The sequence below is a fragment of the Basfia succiniciproducens genome (assembly GCF_011455875.1).
GTDB lineage: Bacteria > Pseudomonadota > Gammaproteobacteria > Enterobacterales > Pasteurellaceae > Basfia > Basfia succiniciproducens.
The window spans coordinates 2,210,110-2,231,721 of record NZ_CP015031.1 but is presented as its reverse complement, the minus strand read 5'-3'; the positions used below and the strand labels follow the sequence as shown (position 1 = coordinate 2,231,721).

Genomic DNA, 21,612 nt, shown 5'->3' with positions numbered 1-21,612 from the left:
TCTTAATCAAATTTACTGTTAAAATATTCCAAGAATCAGGGTTGCGGGACTTTTAAATAATAAGTAGTGCTATTTAAAATGCCGGCAAACTTCAACAACACTCAACAAAATTACAAGGAACTTTTATGGCTTACACTCTACCTGAATTAGGTTACGCATATGATGCGTTAGAACCACATTTTGATGCGTTAACAATGGAAATTCACCATAGCAAACATCATCAAACTTATGTAAACAATGCCAATGCGGCGGTTGAAGCGGCGGTTAAAAACGTGCCGGCATTAGCGGAATATCTTGACGCCTGCCCGGGTAAGATTCTGAAAAACTTAGATAAAGTTGCTGCGGAAAACCGTACTGCCGTACGTAACAACGTGGGCGGTCATGCAAATCACAGTTTATTCTGGAAAGCATTAAAAACCGGCACAACATTACAAGGTGCGTTAAAAGATGCAATCATTCGCGATTTCGGTTCCGTTGAAGCATTCCAGGCTGAATTTGAAAAAGCAGCCGCAACGCGTTTTGGTTCCGGTTGGGCTTGGTTAGTTGTACAGGAAGGCGGCAAATTAGCAGTCGTTTCAACAGCAAACCAGGATTCTCCGATTATGGGAAAAGAAATTGCCGGTTGCGAAGGCTTCCCGCTATTTTGCTTAGATGTTTGGGAACACGCTTATTACTTGAAATTCCAAAACCGTCGTCCGGACTACATTAAAGAATTCTGGAACGTAGTAAACTGGGACTTTGCGGCAGAGCGCTTCGAAAAGAAATTAGCGGAATGCGGTTGCGCTAAATAATTTAATCCGATTTGCTAAAAAAGCACGATTCATAAAGTTTCGTGCTTTTTTATTGCCTGAAAAAATCTCTGCATAAAATGACCGCACTTTGATCTGCCCCCAAAAGTGCGGTCGCTTTTGTTAAAATTTTGAATTAATGTCGCTTACAACTTGCCAGAATATCAAATTCGGGTTGATAAACAGAGGTTTTTAAATTCATATCCATCATACCGATTACGGTGCTGAAAAGATTATCATGAGAAAATTCCCGTGTTTTCGCTTTCTCTCTGACGCAATTTAAATCTACCCCCTCATTCTTTTTCCAAGTTTTTGAAAACCAAAAGACCATTGGCACGCGGGTTTGCTGTTCCGGGGCGATGGCATAAGGGGCACCGTGCAGATACATACCGTTTTCCCCCAGAGATTCGCCGTGATCCGATACATAATAAACCGCACTTTCCAAATCATCTCTGTTTTCCAATTTTGAGATCACGGAATCAATAAAATTATCAATATACAAAATACTGTTATCGTAAGTATTAACTAATTGCTCATTGCTGCACGTCTGAATCTGATTAGTATCGCAAGTCGGTACAAACTTTTTATACTCCGGCGTATAACGCTCATAATAAGTCGGGCCGTGATTGCCGATAGTGTGCAAAATCAGCACGGTATCTTTAGTGGTTTCATTCAGGATTTTATCAAAATCGCGCAATAAAACTTCGTCCAGACATTCTCCTTCCGTACAATAATCTTTCAGCGTCATATTGACGGTTTCATTCGGCACGCGCAAACAAACACCTTTGCAGTCGCTGTTATTATCCAGCCAAAAAATATTCACCCCCGCGCGCTGCAACACGTCCAACAGATTATCCATTTTTTCCGCTTTCGAACCGTTATACTGATCTTTCGTCAAATACGAGAACATACAAGGCACAGACACCGCAGTCGCCGTACCGCAGCTGGTCACGTGATTGAAATTAATAACGTCATCACCACGCGCCGCCAGTTTCGGCGTAGTTTGCCGTTGATAACCGTTCAGTCCCCAGTTTTGTGCACGGGTAGTTTCACCGACGACAATAACCGTAAAATGACGATAAGGATCCGGTTTCTCCTGTTGAGCGTCCAATCCGATTTTTTCATAAGGGCGATTAGCATCATGGATACGTTTGATTTCATTCACACCCGCGGTAATAAAATTCGAAGGCAAAATTAAATTGACCGTCGGTTTGTTGTTGCGTACAAACGCCGCATAATCCTGATAGAAAAATTTCGAAATACTGAAAATCACAACTGCGGAAACTAAAATTGCACCCAGACGAATTCCTAATTCTTTAAACCAGGTATGGTAATTTATTTTTACGAAAAGATACAAAAAAGCCGGAATAATACCGAATCCGATAATCCATAACACATATTGCCAGGTTATCATCCGCGTACTTTCAGCAGGTGTGGTCTGCAATACGTTTTCCAGCATATCCGTTGTAAAATAAACGTCCAGAAACACTTGGCTATACGCAATCGCAGCACTGATAATCAACAGTAACGGCATAATAATTTTATGCAATAGCGGCACGGCTAAGATCTGAAAAACGGCGTTCAGCGTAAAAAATACAAAAAACGGAACCGTTAATAAAAAATAATCTTCCGGCTTGCCGGTAAAAGGATGTTGGGTTAATACTTTGCCGTAAAACGCAAAATTTAATACTAATGTGAAATAAAGCGCCACAATGGCAATTAACGTTGAACTTCTTAAGTTAAAACGAGGGAAACGGAGCATAGAAAATTCCTAATACTAATAAAATAGTAAAGTTGGAGGGATATTATTGCTGGTTAGACGGGTAAGCGCAATGTAAGTTCTGACTGGAAAAAAATATTTTTCCCGAGGAACTTTTGAGAAGATACAACTATCTTGTTATCCGAAATTCCTAAAAAAATAACCGCACTTTGATCTGGCCCCAAATTTATACTTAAAAGATAAACAGCCTCTATTAAAATTTTGAATTAATGCGTGCTGGTACTGGTGGTGATTCGGTTAGCACGTTTGCGATCCATTCCCGTTAACAGTTTTTTACGGATACGGACGGATTGCGGGGTAACTTGTTCGAAGAATTCCTGTTTGTGACCGTTTTCTTCTTTCTTTATAGATAACTTGCGGCTGGGACGCCGCATCCGGCGGAATTTGAAATGTATTACGTTTAATTCAAAAATTAAGTTTATAACGAAAAGTGCGGTAAAATTTCACAAAATTTTACCGCACTTTTTCTTTGTATCTTTTTATCTGTTATACGACTAAATCCAGCGTCTGACCCATTGTTTATAAGCCAAATAAGTCTTGCCGAATTTTTCCGCTAACGCCGCTTCTTCGCGTTTAATCTGCCCTAAATTAAGGTAGGTTACAAAGATCACAATCCCTACAATACCCAACCAATTTCCCAGCCAAAGGATTTCACTGAATAAAAACAGCACCAAACTTAAATACATCGGATTACGGCTATAACGATAAATCCCCGAAGTCACCAACATACTGGTTTTATTCAAATGACGGGGATCCACTGTTGTTTTGAATTTATAAAATTCCCATGGACCTAAAGCCGCTACAATCATTGCTAATATAGCCACAAATACCGCCGTCAACGGGAAAGCAAACAACACACCAAAGTGCGGTAAGAATTTGATGAGAATTATGAGGAGGATAAATAAAATAATATGCATGTGAATAAAATGTCGGCTGAAAAGATATTCTGTATTTTTACACAAAATAAATAATTATCCTAATTTAGCTATCCGAGGGTCTTTTAATATTCGTTATAGCCGTAATCACTTTTTTCTTTTATAAGAATCTTCACTATCATTTTAAATCACAATAAAAAAGAGAGTTTTCACTCTCTTTTTTATCTCTAACTCGCTGATTTAGCTAATGCTTCCCGTTCCGCTAAAGCTTTACCAGCCCAACCTTCGGCAGAATAAATACCTAATTTATTTTTACGCATTTGTCTATCGAAGAACGCAACTACAAACGGGCATAAGAATAAGGTAATAATAGAAGCCGTTGCGCATTGTGCGGTTGCAAGCGGCACATGAGGTGTAAAGGTAGGGTCCGCATCAGCTACGGCAGCCGGAGTCATTGCTGAGTTTAATGCGGTTGTACCAATTGCCGCTCCCATTGCATTACGTTCTCTTTTTGGTAAGAAAATATTAAATACATAAAAAAATACCGCTGCAGTTAATGTTGAAAGGATACCTAAAATAATACCGGATGCACCGGCTTTCAAAATCGTACTGACGTCAGTACCAGAACCGATTGCAATAGTCATGAAGAAAATAATAATAGGCTGAGCTTTACCGCATAACTCACGGAATTTAGTATCAATATTACCCCAAACAAAACCAATTAATAATGGAATCAGGGTTGCTACTACCGCCATAAACGGAATATTTGCTAAACCGCTCGCTCCTAATGCGATTAGAGTGAAAAACGGTCCGTCATTTAAAGACAGAATTGAAATTGCACCCGTATCTGTTGAATTACCAAACTGTGATGAAAGTGAAATATAAAGGGAACTATTTGAGTTAGTGATTGCTGCAATTAAGACGATTGGTGATAATCCCCAAATACCCTCTGGTCCGAAAAGATGACCGACTAATAAACCAAGCGCCACACCCAAAAAGAATTTTGAACTGGTTAATACTACGCCTTTATAAAGAGGCATACCTACTTGACGAATATTAATTGACGCACCGCATAAAATAAGGAATATCCCCATCATTGCGGGCTGACCTTTTTGGAACAAGCCGGTTGTAAAACCACCTATTTCAAAAAATTGCGGAAAGAATGTTTTAATTGCAACAGCGAGCAATAATGGAATAATGACTAATCCGCCCGGGATTTTCATCATTCTTTCCATGAGTTTAAGATCAATATGACCTTCTTCATTGCGTAATGCCATAATGGTTCTCCTAAGATAGCAAGTAGATAAAAACCGCCTTATCTTTTGATACAATATGAATATAAGGCGGATTGTTCGTCAGAAATTATCTTTTGTTATATTTCGCATCAATTTCATTAATACGTTTCACTTTAGGTGCGGAACCGCCACCGGCAAACTCACATTTGAACCACACATCAATTAATGATTTTGCTAACTCAACACCTATAACACGTTCTCCCAAGCACATAATCTGAGCGTCATTACTTTTTCTTGAGCGCTCGGTTGAAAACACATCATGACATACTGCCGCGCGTATTCCCGGAACTTTATTTGCCGTAATACACATACCAATACCGGTACCGCAAGTTAGAATTGCCCGTTGGTATTTTCCCTCGGCAACCGCAACTGCAACGGCTTCCGCTACATCAGGATATAAAACGACATCTCCTTCTCCGGCGCCAAAATCATCATATTCAATGCCCAGCTCATCTAAATGCTTCATAATTTCAACTTTTAAGCGATATGCCGCTTCATCACATCCAATAGCAATTTTCATAATTATTCACTCCTCAATATATTACTTATCTCGACAGGCTTCTAAGAATAGGCGATCAACAATCTTACAAGCCGTATATTCATCACCTGTTAAGCCGCCTTTACCGACAATCGGCATTTTATTATCAAAAATCCCCACTAGACGCCCGATATCGGATTGTGGGATTACATAGTCAATCATTTCAATAGCCGAAACATTTAACTGGTTGCACACATTCACCATAGTGTCCCCGCCTGTTGCAAAAATACCGGCAAAACGTTGGTGACCAATTTGTTTAAAAATATCCGAAACAATCATGCCTAGTCCCGCATTAATTCGCTCGGCGCTTTCACCGCGAACAAACTTACGTTTAGCATCTTCCGCATCAAGATTAAGTAACGGACCATGCAATGCCGTTTCAAGTAAAATTGCTCTTGGCCGCACATCATTAGCCATATAATCTTTTACAAGACCCACCACTCGTTTTGCTTCCGTATCGGCAATATCGCCGCCTTCAATAAGCAATACGGGATCGACAGAAATTGATATATTACGAGGATCCTGACAAAGCGTATCCATTTGTAATTTAGTAACAGGTGTTGCACTACCGGCGACTACTAATACGGTTTTATCTTCAGCGCATGTAGCATCAGTTTGTGGAATATTCGGTTCTTCTCGGTGGATTAAGCCCCGTTGATAGCCGAGTGCGGCGGTAAACGGACCCGGATCAACGGCTAGAATCGGATTATCAAGCATTAAACAAGCCTGGGCGATATTAGACACATCTTCAAGAGTGATTGCATCAACAACGATTACTTGTTTGCCTTGAGTAATCTGATCCATCAAAGCAATACGAATTTCATATACGCCATGCATAACGTCGGTTAAACTGACTAACCCCACTTTACGACGAGTCTGGCTTGCAAGTAATGCCGGAATATACCCCTCCCGTACTGGTGTACGCACATCACGCGCTACTGGCGTATTGGTTAATGCAACGCCGTCAATCACTGAATAACCGCCAACAAGAATACGCCGGGATTGGGGCATCGCCGGCACCACAACCGCTATGGTATTCTCAGGCAAAGTATCAAGCATCGCATCAATTTCAACGCCGACACCACCTCGCATTGTGGTATCAATGCGTTTAGTAAAATATTGCACCCCCATATTTTTCAATACTTGAGTTGCTTCTTTCACATGTTTATAAGCTTCATGTTTAAGTAACGGACGACTACTTGTACTAATCAGTAGTGAATCGGATGGCACTTCAGCATTCGATTTAATGGCAGCTTCCGTATTAAAACATACGGTTGTTTTCGAACCTGAGCGGGCTAATAATACTCCGGTTGTTGTCGCACCGGTTAAATCATCAGCGACTACACCAATAACAGGCATATTCCACCTCCTAAATTAAGCTTTTTTATTCATATACTTAGCTGTATATTCAGCTAATACTTTAGTTGACTCAATCATGCTTACGCCATTTGCAATATTTTTCCCTGCGATATCAAAAGCAGTACCATGATCAACAGAACTACGCATAAACGGTAAACCGAATGTAATAGTTACCGATTTTTCAAAATCTAATGTTTTACATGCAATGTGCCCCTGATCATGATATAGAGACAAAATCGCATCATATTTACCGGATTTACCGATATGGAATACGGAATCCGCCGGAACCGGGCCTGTTGCATTAATCCCTTCCGCTTTTGCGGCTTCAACGGCAGGAATCAATTCATCAATTTCTTCTCGACCAAACAAACCGTTATCACCGCCATGAGGATTTAACGCCGCAACTGCAATGAACGGATTTTCAATACCGATATTACGTAATTCCTTATCAATATTTCTTACATCTTGTAATACGCGTTCTTTCGTTGCGTACTTACAAGCATCAATAACCGACATATGACGACTTACGAAGAAAACACGTAATTTATGGCAACTAAACATTGTCAAGCCATATTCGGAATGAGTTTCATTTTGATAAATTTCCGTATGGCCGGGCTCTTTCACACCTGCTAATTTAATTGCAATTTTATGAATGGGTGCGGTAGAAACCGCATCAATTTTTTTAGCCATACCTAACTCAATGGATTTTAATACCCAGTCATAAGACATTTGGCCAGCGAGTTTCTGAACCTCGCCCCACTTAATGGCATCAGTGTCATAATTACCGGTTTCAAGTACATCGAAAGTTCCTAATTCGTATTTAGCTTCACTTGGATCCTGAATTTTATTAAATTTAATTGAAACGCCACGAACCTTGGCAGCCCTTTCTAAAATAGGAATGCTACCGATAACAAAAGGTTTACATACATTATGAATCTCTTCACTTAGCATTGTATCGACGGTAATTTCCGGACCAATACCTGCGGGATCACCCATTGTTAATGCAATTACTGGTTTTTTCATTTAAAGCTCCTTAAAATAATTTAAACTTTCGCTTTCTTTCGTTTTAAATTTATCGTAAAATAACTATATTGAGACAGAAACTAAAAAACAAATATTTTTTGTTCAAAAATCGATCTAGATCACAAAAAATTTAATTTTTTATTTTTTTCGTTGCTAAACAAAAGAAAAAAAATGAAAATAAGGAGTAAATATGAAGCTGAACGAGAAAGAACAACTAATCATAGATTCGCTTAAACGGAAAGACGTCATTACAAACATAGAACTAAGCGAAATATTACAATGCTCAACCGTTACAATTAGAAGTCTGATTCGATCTTTAGAAAAAAAAGGGCTAATTATTCGCACGCACGGAGGGGCCAAACTCTGCAATGATTACCTTGATATTCATATACCGGCCGGAAATATTTTTAAGGAAAGAGAAGCTAAATTACGTATTGCCGAGAAAGCCTATCAATACATAGCGGAAAGAGACACTATTATTTTAGATGATTCCTCTAATAGCTATTATTTAGCGCAAGTTATAAAAAAATATTCGGATAAATATTTGATTATTATAACCAATTCATTGCCGGTAATCGCTGAACTATCTACCTGTTCCGCCGTAGAAATCATTTCTATCGGCGGAGTATTGAGGGGAAATAAAAATGCCTTTGTCGGTGATTTTGCTATTGAAATGTTAAAGAATTTTAAAGCTACAAAGGCTTTTATCGGCGTACATGGTATCGATCCCGAATTTGGTATTACCTCTATTGGCAATGAACAAATGATGATCAAAAAACAGATTTTTAAAATTGCACAATATGTTTATGTTTTAACTTGTAGTGAAAAATTCGGCACGGGTTATTTACTGGTTTCAGCCCCGCTCTCTCAGGTTCATAAAATTATTACGGATAAGAATATCGATAAAAATATCTTAAATGTTATCAAAAGCAGCGTAGATATAGATCTTGTATAAATATTAAGAGGTTACTTATGAAAAAGTATTATTTTGGTACCAATCTCAAAATGTACAAAGGAATAGCCGATACAACTCGGTTTTTAGCCCGACTCTCCGAATTAACTCATGATATTAGGGCTAATAACGATATAGAATTATTTGTCATTCCGTCTTATACCGCTATCCAATCCGCTATTCAAACCACACTAGCCACTTCTCATGATAATCCGATTATTATTGGCGCTCAAAATATGAATCCTAACGATAACGGACAATATACAGGAGATATTTCACCATTAATGCTGAAAGAAATAGGAACTCAATTGGTAATGATCGGGCATTCCGAAAGACGCCACAAATTTGGCGAAACAGATCGGCAGGAAAATGAAAAAGTACTATCGGCTTTAAAACATGATCTAACGACACTACTTTGCGTTGGCGAAACACTTGAACAAAAAAATTATAATATTTCCGACGAAGTATTAAGAACTCAATTGAAAATAGGTCTATCGGGAATTAATACAAATCAATTAGCCAAACTAAGAATAGCTTATGAACCCGTATGGGCAATTGGTGAAAGCGGCATTCCTGCCACCGCAGATTATGCGAATGAAAAACATGCAGTTATTAAACAATGTTTAATTGAGTTATTTGGTGACGCGGGAAAAGATATTCCCGTTTTCTACGGCGGTAGCGTTAATGCGGAAAACTCGAATGAACTATTCGGACAACAATATATTGACGGGCTATTTATAGGTCGTAGTGCTTGGGATGCAGAAAACTTCTTCAAAATTATTGAACGTATCGTTAATAAATAAGCGGAACCACTTTAAAAAGTGCGGTCAAAATTTCGAGAATTTCGACCGCACTTTACCAAGCCGCTTACCTTAATAAACAGCTATCAACAAATTTAAAAAAAGAGAAAAATCAGAATAATCTCTCGTTCATGTCTAACAATTCAGCCTTAAATGAACGTCTCATGTTATTGATTGCGTCAATGATATCATGATGGACTAATTGCTCGTTTTGAATACCGACACAATATCCGCCTTTACCTTGCAATAACAAATCAACCGCATAAACCCCCATACGGGATGCAAGAATACGGTCAAAAGCGCAAGGAGAACCGCCGCGTTGAACATGACCTAATACTGTGGCACGGGTTTCATGGTGAACGCGTTCTTCAATTCTTTTAGCTAACTCATGAACATCAGTAATTAATTCCGTTATTGCAATAATTGCGTGGCGTTTACCATTAGCAATGCTGCGCTCAATTTGTTGAATTAATTCCTCTTGATCAAATTCGACTTCCGAAGCCACAATATATTCACATCCACCGGCAAGCGCAGCATTAATCGTCAAATCGCTGCAATGGCGCCCCATAATTTCCACAATAGAAATACGTTGGTGCGAACTTGAAGTATCACGTAAACGGTCAATCGCATCAACCGCCGTTTCTAATGCGGTTTGATAACCAATCGTATAGTCCGTACCCGGCGCGTCATTATCAATAGTACCCGGCAAACCGATACATTGGATGCCATGTTCTTCGGTTAATAATTTAGCCCCGGTATATGAACCGTCACCGCCGATTACGACTAATGCATCAATACCATGAGAACGTAAAATTTCTGCACATTTTGCCCGCACTTCAGGATTTTTAAATTCCGGGAAACGTGCAGAACCCAAGAAAGTGCCCCCTCTGGTAATAACATCGGATACGCTATAACGGTTCAATTGTTTGATTTTATTATGGTATAGCCCATAATAACCGTCATAGACGCCAAATACTTCCAATCCTTCAAACAATGCAGAACGCACAACGCCGCGAATCGCGGCATTCATGCCGGGTGCATCGCCACCACTTGTCAATACAGCAATTTTTTTAATCATAGGTCAATTACCTTAAGTTAAAGTCTAATAATAAATTTGGGGTATAAGATACACCATAAGGTATATCCGCTCTAGAAAAATTTTCTGATTTCCAGCAAAGTTTGATTAGTATCAGCTTTTATTTCACTTTGCTTTTTGTTCAGCCAATACCACGCTTGTAGGCTCATGATGAATTACAATTTCTACCCTTGGGAACGCCTGTTTTAAACGCGTTTCTAAACTGTCTGTAATCGCATGCGCCTGCACAAAAGAGAAATCATCGCTAAGTTCTAAGTGCATTTGAATGAATCGCACTTCGCCCGCTCGTCTCGTACGTAAATCATGAAAACCGATTATATTCGGATCTTCTCTGATCAAACGTTCAATCTGTTCAATTTCCTGTTCCGGCAAAGCAAGATCCAATAATAATTGCACCGCATCAAAACACATTTTACCGCCGTTAACCAAAATATAAACGGCAATCAAAATAGCAAATACCGCATCCGCCCATATGAAATCCAAAGATCCTAATAATAAGGAAAGCATAATGGCGGCATTCATAAGCAAGTCCGTTTGGTAATGCAGTTGATCCGCTTTAATCGCCGGACTATCCGTTAATTTAATCACTTTGTTTTGATATGCCACTAAGATAAATGTCAGCAAAATCGAAAACATGGTTACCGTAATGCCCAGCCCCGTTTGTTGAATAACTTTAGGTTCGCCCAAACGTTGAAACGCGTGCAATAACAGCAACAGAGCGGAACCAATAATAAAAGCGCCCTGCGCAAGAGATGCCAAAGACTCGGCTTTACCATGCCCGAATGAATGATTATGATCCGCCGGCATTAAAGCAAAGCGGAGAATTAATAAACTCATGAAGGAAGCAAGCAAATCCAATGTGGAATCGGTAATCGAAGCCAACATACTCACGGAACCCGTTTGCCACCAGGCAAACGCCTTAACCACAATCAAGGTCACCGCGGTGAACACCGCCAAAAGAGAGGCTCTTTTAACCAAGGTTGAATATTGTTTACTCATTATTTCGGCAGACCCAATTCCATTTAGTAGTAGACAAACGCTCCATTTCTTTATCTACGGCGTATTTTTTTAAATAACCGATAAGTTTCACTTTGCCCATATTCATTAATTTCTTCGTTTTGGGAATCTTCAATGAATATTGATATTGAGCGAAACCGCAACCCATCACATTTTCACCCTTAGCCACATCAACCTGCCAATCGTCATGCTGTGCGGAAGGCGCATAAATCACAAACGCATATAAAGAATCGTCTTTTTCCATTAATTGAAAATGCTCGACACCGGTATTTTTATAAACCTTTTCGCGCAATGCAATACGATCGGCGATACTGCGTTGTTCGGTATTGCGATCATTTAAAATTTCGATTTCGCTCTTCCAGTTTTTCAGATTTTCTTTATTTTCAAGATAAACATAACGAGCCACCGAACCTAAATCCTGCTGAGCCCTTAAATAATAAGTTTTTCCGTTATGAACAATTTCTTTCGGCACTTCAATGTGCGGTAATTTTTCAGCGTTTTTTTGCGGAAGCGTCGAAGAACCGACACAACCCGCTAAAAAACTGACGGCGGCTAAAATAAGTATTTTTTTCATCTTTTACTCACCTAAATCACGCTTAAAGACAAATTCGTCTTTTGTGGAAGCGGTTTCATCAAACCAATAACCGGCCAAATTGAATTCTTTTAACTGCTCTGCCTCGGTTAAACGGTTTTGGATAATATAACGGCACATTAAACCGCGGGCTTTCTTGGCATAAAAACTGATTACTTTATATTTACCGCCTTTATTATCAAGAAATACGGGCTTAATAATACGCGCCTTCAATTGACTTGCTTGCACCGCTTTATAATATTCATCCGAAGCAAGGTTGACTAAGATATTATCACCCTGTTCATCCAATGCCTGTTGTAAAGTTTGGGTAATCACATTTCCCCAAAAAGCGTATAAATCTTTCCCTTTCTTATTGGCAAGTTTAGTCCCCATTTCCAAACGGTAAGGCTGCATTAAATCCAAAGGTTTCAGCAAACCGTATAAGCCTGACAACATACGCAAATGCTGCTGCGCAAACAACACATCATCAGAAGTTAAGCTTTCCACGTCCAAGCCGGTATAAACGTCGCCTTTAAAAGCATAAATTGCCGGACGCGCATTTTGTTCGTTATGGTCTGCCGGCCAATCGGCAAAACGTGCCGCATTAAGCCCCGCCAGTTTATCGCTGATAGACATCAGAGAAGCGATTTGTGCCGGACTTAATTGCTTACAAATATCAATAAGTTGTTGACTATATTGAGTTAACTGCGGTTGAGAAATTTCGAATTTTGGCACCGCACTTTGATAATCAAGTGTCTTTGCGGGTGAAATAATGGCTAACATGGCAATTCCTCCGTTTAAAGAAACTCGGCATTATACACTAAATCTAGGATAATTGGGTGTCCAATTGCCAATCAATTTCCGTGATTTTATGTTCTTGTAAGTAATTATTTGCTTTAGAAAAATGATGACATCCTAAAAAGCCTCGATGAGCGGAAAGCGGCGACGGGTGAGGCGCAGTCAGTACGCAATGGCGGTCGCGATCAATAAACTGACCTTTTTTCTGCGCATGACTGCCCCACAATAAAAATACTAAATTTTCCCGGTGTCGGTTTAAAGCGGCAATCACGCGGTCGGTAAAAGTTTCCCAACCAAAATTGGCATGGGAATGGGCCAAGCCGCGCTCAACCGTCAACACCGTATTGAGTAATAGCACGCCCTGTTCCGCCCACTTGACTAAATAACCGTGACGAGGAATTTGGAATCCCGCAATATCATTTTCCAATTCTTTATAAATATTCAATAGTGAAGGCGGCGGCACAATTCCCGGTAATACAGAAAACGCTAATCCGTGCGCCTGATTCGGACCGTGGTAAGGATCTTGCCCGAGAATCACTACTTTTACCTGATCAAATTCCGTTAATTTAAAAGCATTAAACACATCATGCTGAGGAGGATAAATTGTTTTACCCGCATCACGAGCGGCATGAACTTGCTGCAAAATATGCTGAAAATAAGGCTGCGTTTTTTCCGTTCCGATAACGTCTTTCCAAGTTTGCATTTAATCATCCTCCGGCTAATCATGAAACGAAATTATAAATAAGTTTACCGGCACTGAAAATAGAAAATATTCCTAGGACTTTTGAGCTTATTAAATAAAACGGCATCCGGCGTTTAATATGTTGCTTGAATTCATTGCAATGAGCGGTTTGTTTATAAAAAAATATTCAAGACCTTCTTATCTTTTATAAACAGAGTCTATATAAAAGTTAACAAAATTTAATTCCGTATAATTTCATACGCTAAAGCCATGATATAAATCAAAAACATAAAAATATTTTACATTTAGTTTCAAAAATAGTTGAAAATTTAAAATTTTTTGATAAAATGCTCATCACTTAAACAATTTAGCTTAACAAACGCCAAAATTTAGGAGGCAACTTTATGATTAAAGGTATTCAAATTACTAAAGCAGCAAATGACAATTTATTAAACTCATTCTGGTTATTGGACAGCGACAAAGGCGAAGCCCGTTGTCTAGCGGCTAAAGCGGAATTCGCTGAAGACCAAATCGTTGCAATCAACGAATTAGGTCAAATCGAATATCGCGAATTAGCGGTAGATGTTGCGCCTACAATTAAAGTTGAAGGCGGTCAGCACTTAAACGTAAACGTATTACGTCGCGAAACATTAGAAGATGCGGTAAATAACCCGGATAAATACCCGCAATTAACAATCCGCGTTTCAGGTTATGCGGTTCGTTTCAATTCATTAACGCCTGAACAACAACGCGATGTTATCACTCGTACTTTCACAGAAAGTTTATAATTTTAAAGTTTAGCTTATAATCCGGAAAACACCTCGAAAGTTTAGCTTTTGAGGTGTTTTTTTATGTTTTTTTAGCCTCGGTTCTTCTTTTTATATCCTCTGATATTTTCTTTTCTCTTACAAAAAAGTGCGGTAAAAATTTCGCGAATTTTATAGCGCTCTCAAGGACTTTCGGGTACAATCAGCCGATTAAACTTTTTATAAAAAACAACTATTTTGAGCATATAACTATTAAAATGAAAAACATTCGTAACTTTTCGATTATTGCCCATATTGACCACGGTAAATCCACGCTTTCAGATCGTTTGATTCAAACCTGCGGCGGCTTATCCGATCGCGAAATGGAAGCGCAGGTCCTCGACTCCATGGATCTTGAACGTGAGCGCGGTATTACGATTAAAGCGCAAAGCGTAACCTTGAACTACAAAGCAAAAAACGGTGAAACCTATCAATTAAACTTTATTGATACGCCGGGACATGTTGACTTTTCATACGAGGTTTCCCGTTCACTTGCGGCTTGCGAAGGTGCGTTATTGGTGGTTGATGCCGGACAGGGTGTAGAAGCGCAAACCCTTGCCAACTGCTACACGGCAATTGAAATGAATCTCGAAGTTGTTCCGATTTTAAATAAAATTGACTTACCGGCGGCGGATCCCGAACGCGTTGCCGAAGAAATCGAAGATATTGTCGGTATTGACGCAATGGAAGCGGTGCGTTGTTCCGCTAAAACCGGCGTAGGTATTGAAGATGTGCTTGAAGAAATCGTCGCCAAGATCCCTGCGCCCGAAGGTGATCCGAATGCGCCTTTACAGGCGCTAATTATCGACTCCTGGTTCGATAATTACCTCGGTGTGGTTTCGCTGGTTCGCGTTAAAAACGGCGTATTGCGCAAAGGCGATAAAATTAAAGTGATGTCAACCGGGCAAACCTACAATGTGGATCGTTTAGGGATCTTCACGCCTAAACAAGTGGATAAAAATGAGCTTGAATGCGGCGAGGTAGGTTGGGTTGTTTGCGCCATTAAAGATATTTTAGGCGCGCCGGTGGGCGATACCCTGACCTCACAACATAACCCGGCAAGTTCCGTATTACCGGGCTTTAAAAAAGTGAAACCTCAGGTTTACGCAGGTTTATTCCCGGTAAGCTCCGACGATTACGAAGCTTTCCGCGATGCGCTGGGCAAATTAAGTTTAAACGACGCGTCTTTATTCTACGAGCCTGAAACCTCTACCGCTCTGGGCTTTGGTTTCCGTTGCGGTTTCTTAGGTTTGTTACACATGGAGATCATTCAGGAACGTTTAGAGCGTGAATACGATCTTGACCTAATTACCACCGCACCTACGGTAGTGTATGAAGTGGAATTAACCAACGGCGATGTGGTTTATGTGGACAGCCCGTCTAAATTACCGCCGCTAAATAATATCTCTGAAATTCGCGAGCCGATTGCAGAATGTAACATGTTGGTGCCGCAAGAATATTTAGGTAACGTTATCACCCTTTGCGTGGAAAAACGCGGTGTGCAGACTAATATGGTTTATCACGGTAACCAAATCGCTCTGACCTATGAAATCCCTATGGGCGAAGTGGTATTGGACTTTTTTGATCGTCTAAAATCCACCTCGCGCGGTTATGCTTCGCTGGATTACAGCTTCAAACGCTTCCAGACCGCCGATATGGTTCGTGTGGATATTATGATTAACGGCGAACGGGTTGACGCCCTTGCCCTTATCGTTCATAAAGATAATGCGCCTTATCGCGGCCGCGAATTAGTGGAAAAAATGAAAGAGCTGATTCCGCGCCAACAATTTGATATTGCGATTCAGGCGGCTATCGGCAACCACATTATCGCCCGTTCAACGGTAAAACAATTGCGTAAAAACGTATTGGCAAAATGTTACGGCGGAGACGTGAGCCGTAAGAAAAAACTCTTACAAAAACAAAAAGAAGGTAAAAAACGCATGAAACAATTAGGTAACGTTGAAGTTCCTCAAGAGGCGTTTTTAGCTATCTTACACGTTGGTAAAGACAGTAAATAAGGAAAGATTAATGGCGAATTTTTTTCTCCCGATTCTATTAGTTGTCGGTTTTGCTATCTGGAAAGTATTGGATCATTTTACGTTGCCTAATACTTTTTCCATTTTATTGATAATTTTGACCGCACTTTCCGGCATTTTGTGGTGCTATCACCGTTTTGTCGTTAACCCGAAACGCAGCCGCCAGATTACCCGTATTGAACAACGTACGGGCAAAACCCTCAGCGCCGAAGAAAAACAAAAAGTGGAACCGGTTTCCGAAGGTTCCGAATTTGTCGCTTCAATTTTCCCGGTATTGGCTTTTGTGCTGATTCTGCGTTCTTTTGTATTCGAACCTTTTCAAATTCCTTCGGGTTCAATGGAGCCGACATTACGTATCGGTGATTTTTTGGTGGTGGAAAAATACGCTTACGGTATTAAAGATCCCGTTTTTCAAAATACCTTAATTGAAACGGGTAAACCGCAACGCGGCGACGTAATTGTATTCAAAGCGCCGCCGCAACCGAATGTGGATTACATTAAGCGTATCGTCGCTATTGGCGGCGACCGAATCCGTTATAACGAATTAGATCGCAAAATTACGCTTGTTTACGGTGAAAACGGCAAACCTTGCAGCGAAAACTGCGAAGTTAAAGAATTCGCATATAGCGAGCCTGTGGAAAATAAAGAATTTCAGTTCATTATCGGTCAAAACCCTGACGGAAGTTTAATGTATGGTCCGAGCCCGCTGGAAACAACGGAAAGCGGCGATGTAGAACATAAAATCCATTGGTATCCGGAACCGATTTCCGAAGGATACCGCTATAAAGATTATAGTACTCAGGATAATTACATCACCGAATGGACAGTACCGGAAAACCAATATTTCGTCATGGGTGATAACCGCAACAACAGCGAAGACAGCCGCTTTTGGGGTTTTGTGCCGGAAAAAAATATTGTCGGTAAAGCCACTTATATTTGGCTGAGTCTGGATAAAAAACAAAACGAATGGCCGACGGGCATCCGTAGCGAACGGATTTTTCAAAAGATTCAATAATTTTTTGTTTTGCTCATGCTTAAAAGACTGGCAAAACTCGTTGTTTTACTGTCTGTTTTACGGGGTATTATTGCTTATTTAATCAATATCGTCCCAACCGCCAGTATGGCGCCGACATTTATGCCGCAGGATTTTATTTTGGTTAATCGCGTTGCCTATAATTTAAAAATTCCCGTACTTGGCGATACGATAACTCCTTTAAATACGGCAAAAAGAGGCGATATCGTTATCTTCAGACAAGATGGCGGAACTGATGAATACATTAAACGTATAATTGCCGTTGAACATGATCATGTTCGTTATGATCAAAAAAGCGGAATAATTTCGGTTACGCCGAATTACAGGCAAAATAATTGTCAGATTAATCATTGTGAAACACTGCTTTATAAACAGCAAAACGAACGGAATTATTTGAATCCGGAAACGGTACTCTTTTCCCAGCAAGGCGAGAAACTTGCCTTGATTGAGCGTCAGGAATTCACTGATGAAACTAACCACGCTATTTTGTTGACAAAAGTGCGATACGATCAGTCCGCCCATTATTTTAAACAGGATAATTTGCCGTTAGGCGAATGGATTGTGCCGGCAGGACATTATTTCGTGATGGGGGATTTTCGAGAAAACAGCATTGACAGCCGCTTTTTCGGTTTTATCCCTCATGATAACTTAACGGGAAAAGCGGTTAGCGTTATTTTTAACCCGAAACAAGAAACTCGTTTTTTTAAAACTATTCAATAATATGAACCATTTAGATAGATTACAACGTCAGATAAGTTATGAATTTAAAGATATTACGTTGCTAAAACAAGCGTTAACGCACCGTAGTGCCGCCACCAAACATAACGAACGCCTTGAATTTTTAGGCGATGCGATTTTGAATTACACGATTGCCGACGCCTTATATCATCAATTTCCTAAATGTAATGAAGGGGAATTGAGCCGTATGCGCGCAACCCTTGTCAGAGAGCCTACATTGGCAATTCTGGCCCGCCAGTTTAAACTCGGTGAATATATGGCGCTTGGACATGGCGAACTGAAAAGCGGCGGTTTCCGTCGCGAATCAATTCTGGCGGACTGTGTCGAAGCTATTATCGGCGCGATATCGCTAGACAGCAGTTTAGTCAGCGCTACACAAATTACCTTACATTGGTATGAAAAATTATTACGGGAAATCAAACCCGGCGAAAACCAAAAAGACCCGAAAACAAGATTACAGGAATATTTACAAGGTCACCGTTTAGCACTACCGACTTACGATGTAAAAGACATAAAAGGGGAAGCACACTGCCAAACCTTTACTATAGAATGCCATGTGCCGAACCTTGACCACACGTTTATCGGCGTCGGCAGTAGCCGCCGTAAAGCGGAACAAGCCGCCGCAGAACAAATTTTGACAGCATTGGAAATCAAATGACAGAAACAAAACCGGAAAACATTGTACAACACAATGAAACAACTGCCGCCGAGCAAGAAACCTATTGTGGCTTCGTTGCTATCGTCGGTCGTCCGAATGTAGGCAAATCGACCCTACTGAACAAAATTTTAGGACAAAAAATTTCAATTACTTCGCGTAAAGCGCAAACCACCAGACACCGCATCGTCGGAATTCATACCGAAGGCCCTTATCAAGCCATTTATGTGGATACGCCGGGGTTGCACATTGAAGAAAAACGCGCCATTAACCGCTTAATGAACCGTGCGGCAAGCAGCGCAATCAGCGATGTAGATTTAATTATCTTCGTTGTGGACGGTACTCACTGGAATGCGGACGACGAAATGGTGCTCAATAAATTACGGGCCTCAAAAGCGCCTGTAGTATTGGCAATCAACAAAATAGATAATATCAAAAATAAAGATGAACTCTTGCCGTTCATCACCGAATTAAGCGGTAAATTCAATTTTAAAGAAATTATCCCTATTTCCGCACAACGCGGCAATAACGTACATAATCTACAAAAAGTGGTTCGTCAGTCTTTGCGTAAAGGCGTTCACCATTTCCCGGAAGATTATGTTACCGATCGCTCGCAACGTTTTATGGCGTCGGAAATTATCCGTGAAAAACTTATGCGCTTTATGGGCGAAGAACTGCCTTATTCGGTTACCGTCGAAATCGAACAATTTAAAATGAACGAGCGCGGTACTTACGAAATTAACGGATTAATCCTCGTCGAACGGGAAGGCCAAAAGAAAATGGTTATCGGACAAGGCGGTCAGAAAATTAAAACCGTCGGCATTGAAGCCCGCGCAGATATGGAACGTTTGTTTGATAATAAAGTACATCTTGAATTATGGGTTAAAGTGAAATCCGGCTGGGCGGATGACGAACGAGCCTTACGCAGCCTGGGTTATATGGAAGAATATTAATCCGTTACTCTTTTCTGAAAAACTGCGGTCGAAATTTTAAAAATTTCGACCGCAGTTTTTTACTTATAATTCAATTATTTTCTGTATAAATTGATACAAAGCACTTGGGCTAAGGTATAAAGTGACGAGCCTTTACGTAAATCCACCGTTCTCATTTTTTGATGTTCCGGCGTAACGGGATCGCCGGTTCCCCAGAATTCGGAATAATAATCGGTTTTTAAATGAGTTAGTTTCATGGTATCGCAATTGACCACTTTCGCCTGACGCATAGATTTTGCGATTTTATCGCGGTCGCTATAAACATGAGGACCTTTTCGCAAATTAATCACCGCATCAAAATGAATCATATTTTTACTGTCCGAATCCACCCACACCGAATTGATATCTGCATAATAATGCAAATTATGCGGCATTCTTACAAAACCTGGTTGTACTAAAGATGGCGGCAGCAACGGATCCGCTGGTAATGTTCGCTGGCTAATACTGCCTGTTGAACAAGCAACAAGCATTGATGCAGCAATAAATAACAAAACTGATTTTTTCATCTTGAGCTCCTTAAACCATAATGCAAGCGGTGCGATAAGGTTAGTTTATTGTGGCACACTTTTCTGCAAACCGCTAGCGCTTATAGATGTTTTAAATCAGTAGCTTCTATTTAAAATGATGCGAGCAGAAAAAATATTTATTGGCTTTCTTTCAGTAAATCGAAATATTTTGTCCATTCAAAATACTGACCGGGGTCAATCTTTCGCCCCGGCGCAACATCACAATGTCCCACAATACGATCTTCGGTTATTTTCGGGTAATAATGTCGAATGATGTTCGTTAACTCCGCTAAACGTTGATACTGTACTTCGGTAAAAGGCTGTTCATTACTCCCTTCCAGTTCAATACCGATAGCATAATCATTGCATTTTTCCCTCCCTTGAAAGCAGGATTCGCCCGCGTGCCAAGCCCGATCATTAAAGCTGACAAACTGAGTGACCCGCCCGTCCCGTCCAATTAAACAATGAGCCGAAACCCTGATTTGGTAAATAGTCTGGAAATAAGGATGAGTTTCCGGATTTAATTTTCCTTGGAAAAAATCCTCAATATAACCGCCGCCAAACTGTTCGGGCGGTAGACTAATATAATGAATAACTAAGAGGGAAATATCCGCTTGCGACGGACGTGAGTCGAAATGGGGCGAAATAATTTTTCTTACTCCGCTTAGCCAACCGTTTTTAATTTTTATTGGATGTTTTACTGTCATCATTTTTTATTTTTGCGATCCTGCTCGAGAATTAAAATGAAAAAATTTGCTCACATTTTTCTTTTATTAGATGTTAATACTATTCTCTCTAACATAAGGAAAATTCATGAAAAATTACCGCACTTTATCTCAGTACCCTGCCATTCGCAAAGGTTTTACACTGATTGAATTAATGATTGTTATCGCTATTATTGCCATTCTCGCTACTATTGCAATTCCCTCTTATCAAAATTACACCAAACGGGCGGCAATTTCCGAATTATTGCAGGCGGGCGCACCCTATAAAGCCGATGTGGAATTATGTATTTATGAAAAAGGCGGTGAAAAAGACTGCTCAAGCGGTGCCAACGGTATTGCCGAACCGGCGAAAACAAAAGGGAAATACGTTGATGCCGTCACCGTGAGCAGTGGTACGATTTCCGTTACCGGTAAAGGCAGTTTATCCGGTGTCAGTTATTCGACCAAAGCTACCGGTAATGCTTCGGAAGGTATCAGTTGGACGACAACCTGCACGCCTAAAGATATTTTCCCGGCAGGTTTTTGTGATAATAAAGAATAGCGGTGT

At 40.2% G+C, this 21,612-nt stretch carries 24 protein-coding genes; 10 read left to right on the top strand and 14 right to left on the bottom strand.

The genetic code is table 11. The features are described from left to right. The first annotated feature begins 125 nt into the window (after positions 1-125). Positions 126-791: a Fe-Mn family superoxide dismutase gene (locus A4G13_RS10400; protein ID WP_011199571.1), complete on the top strand. Its 666-nt coding sequence runs from the start codon at positions 126-128 to the stop codon at positions 789-791. Between the two features lie 133 nt (positions 792-924). On the opposite strand, the gene A4G13_RS10395 is transcribed toward A4G13_RS10400, so the two are convergent. The 7 genes from A4G13_RS10395 to pdxA form a co-directional block, all read right to left on the bottom strand. Further along, positions 925-2,550, bottom strand: a complete 1,626-nt coding sequence (locus A4G13_RS10395; protein ID WP_090654022.1) for a phosphoethanolamine transferase — start codon at positions 2,548-2,550, stop codon at positions 925-927. Between the two features lie 224 nt (positions 2,551-2,774). Next, positions 2,775-2,942 carry a hypothetical protein gene (locus tag A4G13_RS10390; protein ID WP_165898008.1) on the bottom strand — a complete coding sequence of 56 codons (168 nt, stop codon included), beginning with the start codon at positions 2,940-2,942 and terminating at the stop codon, positions 2,775-2,777. A 120-nt stretch (positions 2,943-3,062) separates the two neighbouring features. Next, complete coding sequence (locus tag A4G13_RS10385; protein ID WP_243739762.1) at positions 3,063-3,485, bottom strand: methyltransferase family protein; 423 nt, start codon at positions 3,483-3,485, stop codon at positions 3,063-3,065. Positions 3,486-3,670: 185 nt separating this feature from the next. Then, positions 3,671-4,720, bottom strand: a complete 1,050-nt coding sequence (locus A4G13_RS10380) for a 2-keto-3-deoxygluconate permease (RefSeq protein WP_050738249.1) — start codon at positions 4,718-4,720, stop codon at positions 3,671-3,673. A gap of 85 nt (positions 4,721-4,805) precedes the next feature. Continuing rightward, positions 4,806-5,258: a ribose 5-phosphate isomerase B gene (rpiB, locus tag A4G13_RS10375; protein ID WP_090654026.1), complete on the bottom strand. Its 453-nt coding sequence runs from the start codon at positions 5,256-5,258 to the stop codon at positions 4,806-4,808. 21 nt (positions 5,259-5,279) lie between these two features. Continuing rightward, positions 5,280-6,635 carry a four-carbon acid sugar kinase family protein gene (locus A4G13_RS10370; RefSeq protein ID WP_011199564.1) on the bottom strand — a complete coding sequence of 452 codons (1,356 nt, stop codon included), beginning with the start codon at positions 6,633-6,635 and terminating at the stop codon, positions 5,280-5,282. A gap of 15 nt (positions 6,636-6,650) precedes the next feature. Then, complete coding sequence (gene pdxA / locus A4G13_RS10365) at positions 6,651-7,658, bottom strand: 4-hydroxythreonine-4-phosphate dehydrogenase PdxA (protein WP_090654029.1); 1,008 nt, start codon at positions 7,656-7,658, stop codon at positions 6,651-6,653. Between the two features lie 190 nt (positions 7,659-7,848). Between pdxA and A4G13_RS10360 the strand changes: the two genes are divergently transcribed. Both A4G13_RS10360 and A4G13_RS10355 read left to right on the top strand, forming a co-directional pair. Further along, positions 7,849-8,613 (top strand): DeoR/GlpR family DNA-binding transcription regulator, encoded by a 765-nt coding sequence (locus A4G13_RS10360; RefSeq protein ID WP_011199562.1) that lies wholly within the window; start codon positions 7,849-7,851, stop codon positions 8,611-8,613. 17 nt (positions 8,614-8,630) lie between these two features. Next, on the top strand, positions 8,631-9,413 hold the full coding sequence (locus tag A4G13_RS10355; RefSeq protein WP_090654031.1) for a triose-phosphate isomerase: 783 nt from the start codon (positions 8,631-8,633) through the stop codon (positions 9,411-9,413). Positions 9,414-9,522: 109 nt separating this feature from the next. Here the strand turns inward: A4G13_RS10355 and pfkA are convergent, their stop codons facing one another. From pfkA to ung, 5 genes are all read right to left on the bottom strand, one after another. Beyond that, positions 9,523-10,488 (bottom strand): 6-phosphofructokinase, encoded by a 966-nt coding sequence (pfkA, locus tag A4G13_RS10350; RefSeq protein ID WP_011199559.1) that lies wholly within the window; start codon positions 10,486-10,488, stop codon positions 9,523-9,525. 123 nt (positions 10,489-10,611) lie between these two features. Continuing rightward, on the bottom strand, positions 10,612-11,505 hold the full coding sequence (locus tag A4G13_RS10345) for a cation diffusion facilitator family transporter (protein ID WP_090654033.1): 894 nt from the start codon (positions 11,503-11,505) through the stop codon (positions 10,612-10,614). Next, on the bottom strand, positions 11,498-12,097 hold the full coding sequence (locus A4G13_RS10340) for a hypothetical protein (RefSeq protein ID WP_011199557.1): 600 nt from the start codon (positions 12,095-12,097) through the stop codon (positions 11,498-11,500). The genes A4G13_RS10345 and A4G13_RS10340 overlap by 8 nt, the downstream gene beginning before the upstream one ends. A 3-nt stretch (positions 12,098-12,100) precedes the next feature. Beyond that, positions 12,101-12,877, bottom strand: a complete 777-nt coding sequence (gene yaaA / locus A4G13_RS10335; RefSeq protein ID WP_090654035.1) for a peroxide stress protein YaaA — start codon at positions 12,875-12,877, stop codon at positions 12,101-12,103. 43 nt (positions 12,878-12,920) lie between these two features. After that, positions 12,921-13,595 carry a uracil-DNA glycosylase gene (gene ung / locus A4G13_RS10330; RefSeq protein ID WP_011199555.1) on the bottom strand — a complete coding sequence of 225 codons (675 nt, stop codon included), beginning with the start codon at positions 13,593-13,595 and terminating at the stop codon, positions 12,921-12,923. A gap of 383 nt (positions 13,596-13,978) precedes the next feature. On the opposite strand from ung, the gene grcA reads away from it, so the two are divergent. From grcA to era, 6 genes are all read left to right on the top strand, one after another. After that, on the top strand, positions 13,979-14,362 hold the full coding sequence (gene grcA / locus A4G13_RS10325) for an autonomous glycyl radical cofactor GrcA (RefSeq protein WP_011199554.1): 384 nt from the start codon (positions 13,979-13,981) through the stop codon (positions 14,360-14,362). Between the two features lie 236 nt (positions 14,363-14,598). Beyond that, positions 14,599-16,398 carry a translation elongation factor 4 gene (gene lepA, locus A4G13_RS10320; protein WP_090654037.1) on the top strand — a complete coding sequence of 600 codons (1,800 nt, stop codon included), beginning with the start codon at positions 14,599-14,601 and terminating at the stop codon, positions 16,396-16,398. A 10-nt stretch (positions 16,399-16,408) separates the two neighbouring features. Then, positions 16,409-17,431: a signal peptidase I gene (gene lepB / locus A4G13_RS10315; RefSeq protein ID WP_090654039.1), complete on the top strand. Its 1,023-nt coding sequence runs from the start codon at positions 16,409-16,411 to the stop codon at positions 17,429-17,431. Positions 17,432-17,446: 15 nt separating this feature from the next. Continuing rightward, a complete protein-coding gene (gene lepB / locus A4G13_RS10310; protein ID WP_041639506.1) occupies positions 17,447-18,169 on the top strand; it encodes a signal peptidase I in 723 nt (240 codons plus the stop codon). A 1-nt stretch (position 18,170) separates the two neighbouring features. Continuing rightward, a complete protein-coding gene (gene rnc, locus A4G13_RS10305; protein WP_090654041.1) occupies positions 18,171-18,845 on the top strand; it encodes a ribonuclease III in 675 nt (224 codons plus the stop codon). Next, positions 18,842-19,795, top strand: coding sequence for a GTPase Era (gene era / locus A4G13_RS10300; RefSeq protein WP_090654043.1), 954 nt, complete (start codon positions 18,842-18,844; stop codon positions 19,793-19,795). The genes rnc and era overlap by 4 nt, the downstream gene beginning before the upstream one ends. A gap of 74 nt (positions 19,796-19,869) precedes the next feature. Here era and A4G13_RS10295 read toward each other — a convergent pair whose 3' ends face one another. Together A4G13_RS10295 and ampD are read right to left on the bottom strand one after the other, a co-directional pair. Continuing rightward, positions 19,870-20,340 carry a surface-adhesin E family protein gene (locus A4G13_RS10295; RefSeq protein WP_011199548.1) on the bottom strand — a complete coding sequence of 157 codons (471 nt, stop codon included), beginning with the start codon at positions 20,338-20,340 and terminating at the stop codon, positions 19,870-19,872. Between the two features lie 137 nt (positions 20,341-20,477). Beyond that, positions 20,478-21,050, bottom strand: a complete 573-nt coding sequence (gene ampD, locus A4G13_RS10290) for a 1,6-anhydro-N-acetylmuramyl-L-alanine amidase AmpD (protein ID WP_011199547.1) — start codon at positions 21,048-21,050, stop codon at positions 20,478-20,480. 103 nt (positions 21,051-21,153) lie between these two features. Between ampD and ppdD the strand changes: the two genes are divergently transcribed. Then, entirely contained in the window at positions 21,154-21,606 is a 453-nt protein-coding gene (gene ppdD, locus A4G13_RS10285) for a prepilin peptidase-dependent pilin (protein WP_011199546.1), read from the top strand. The last annotated feature ends 6 nt before the right edge of the window (positions 21,607-21,612 follow it).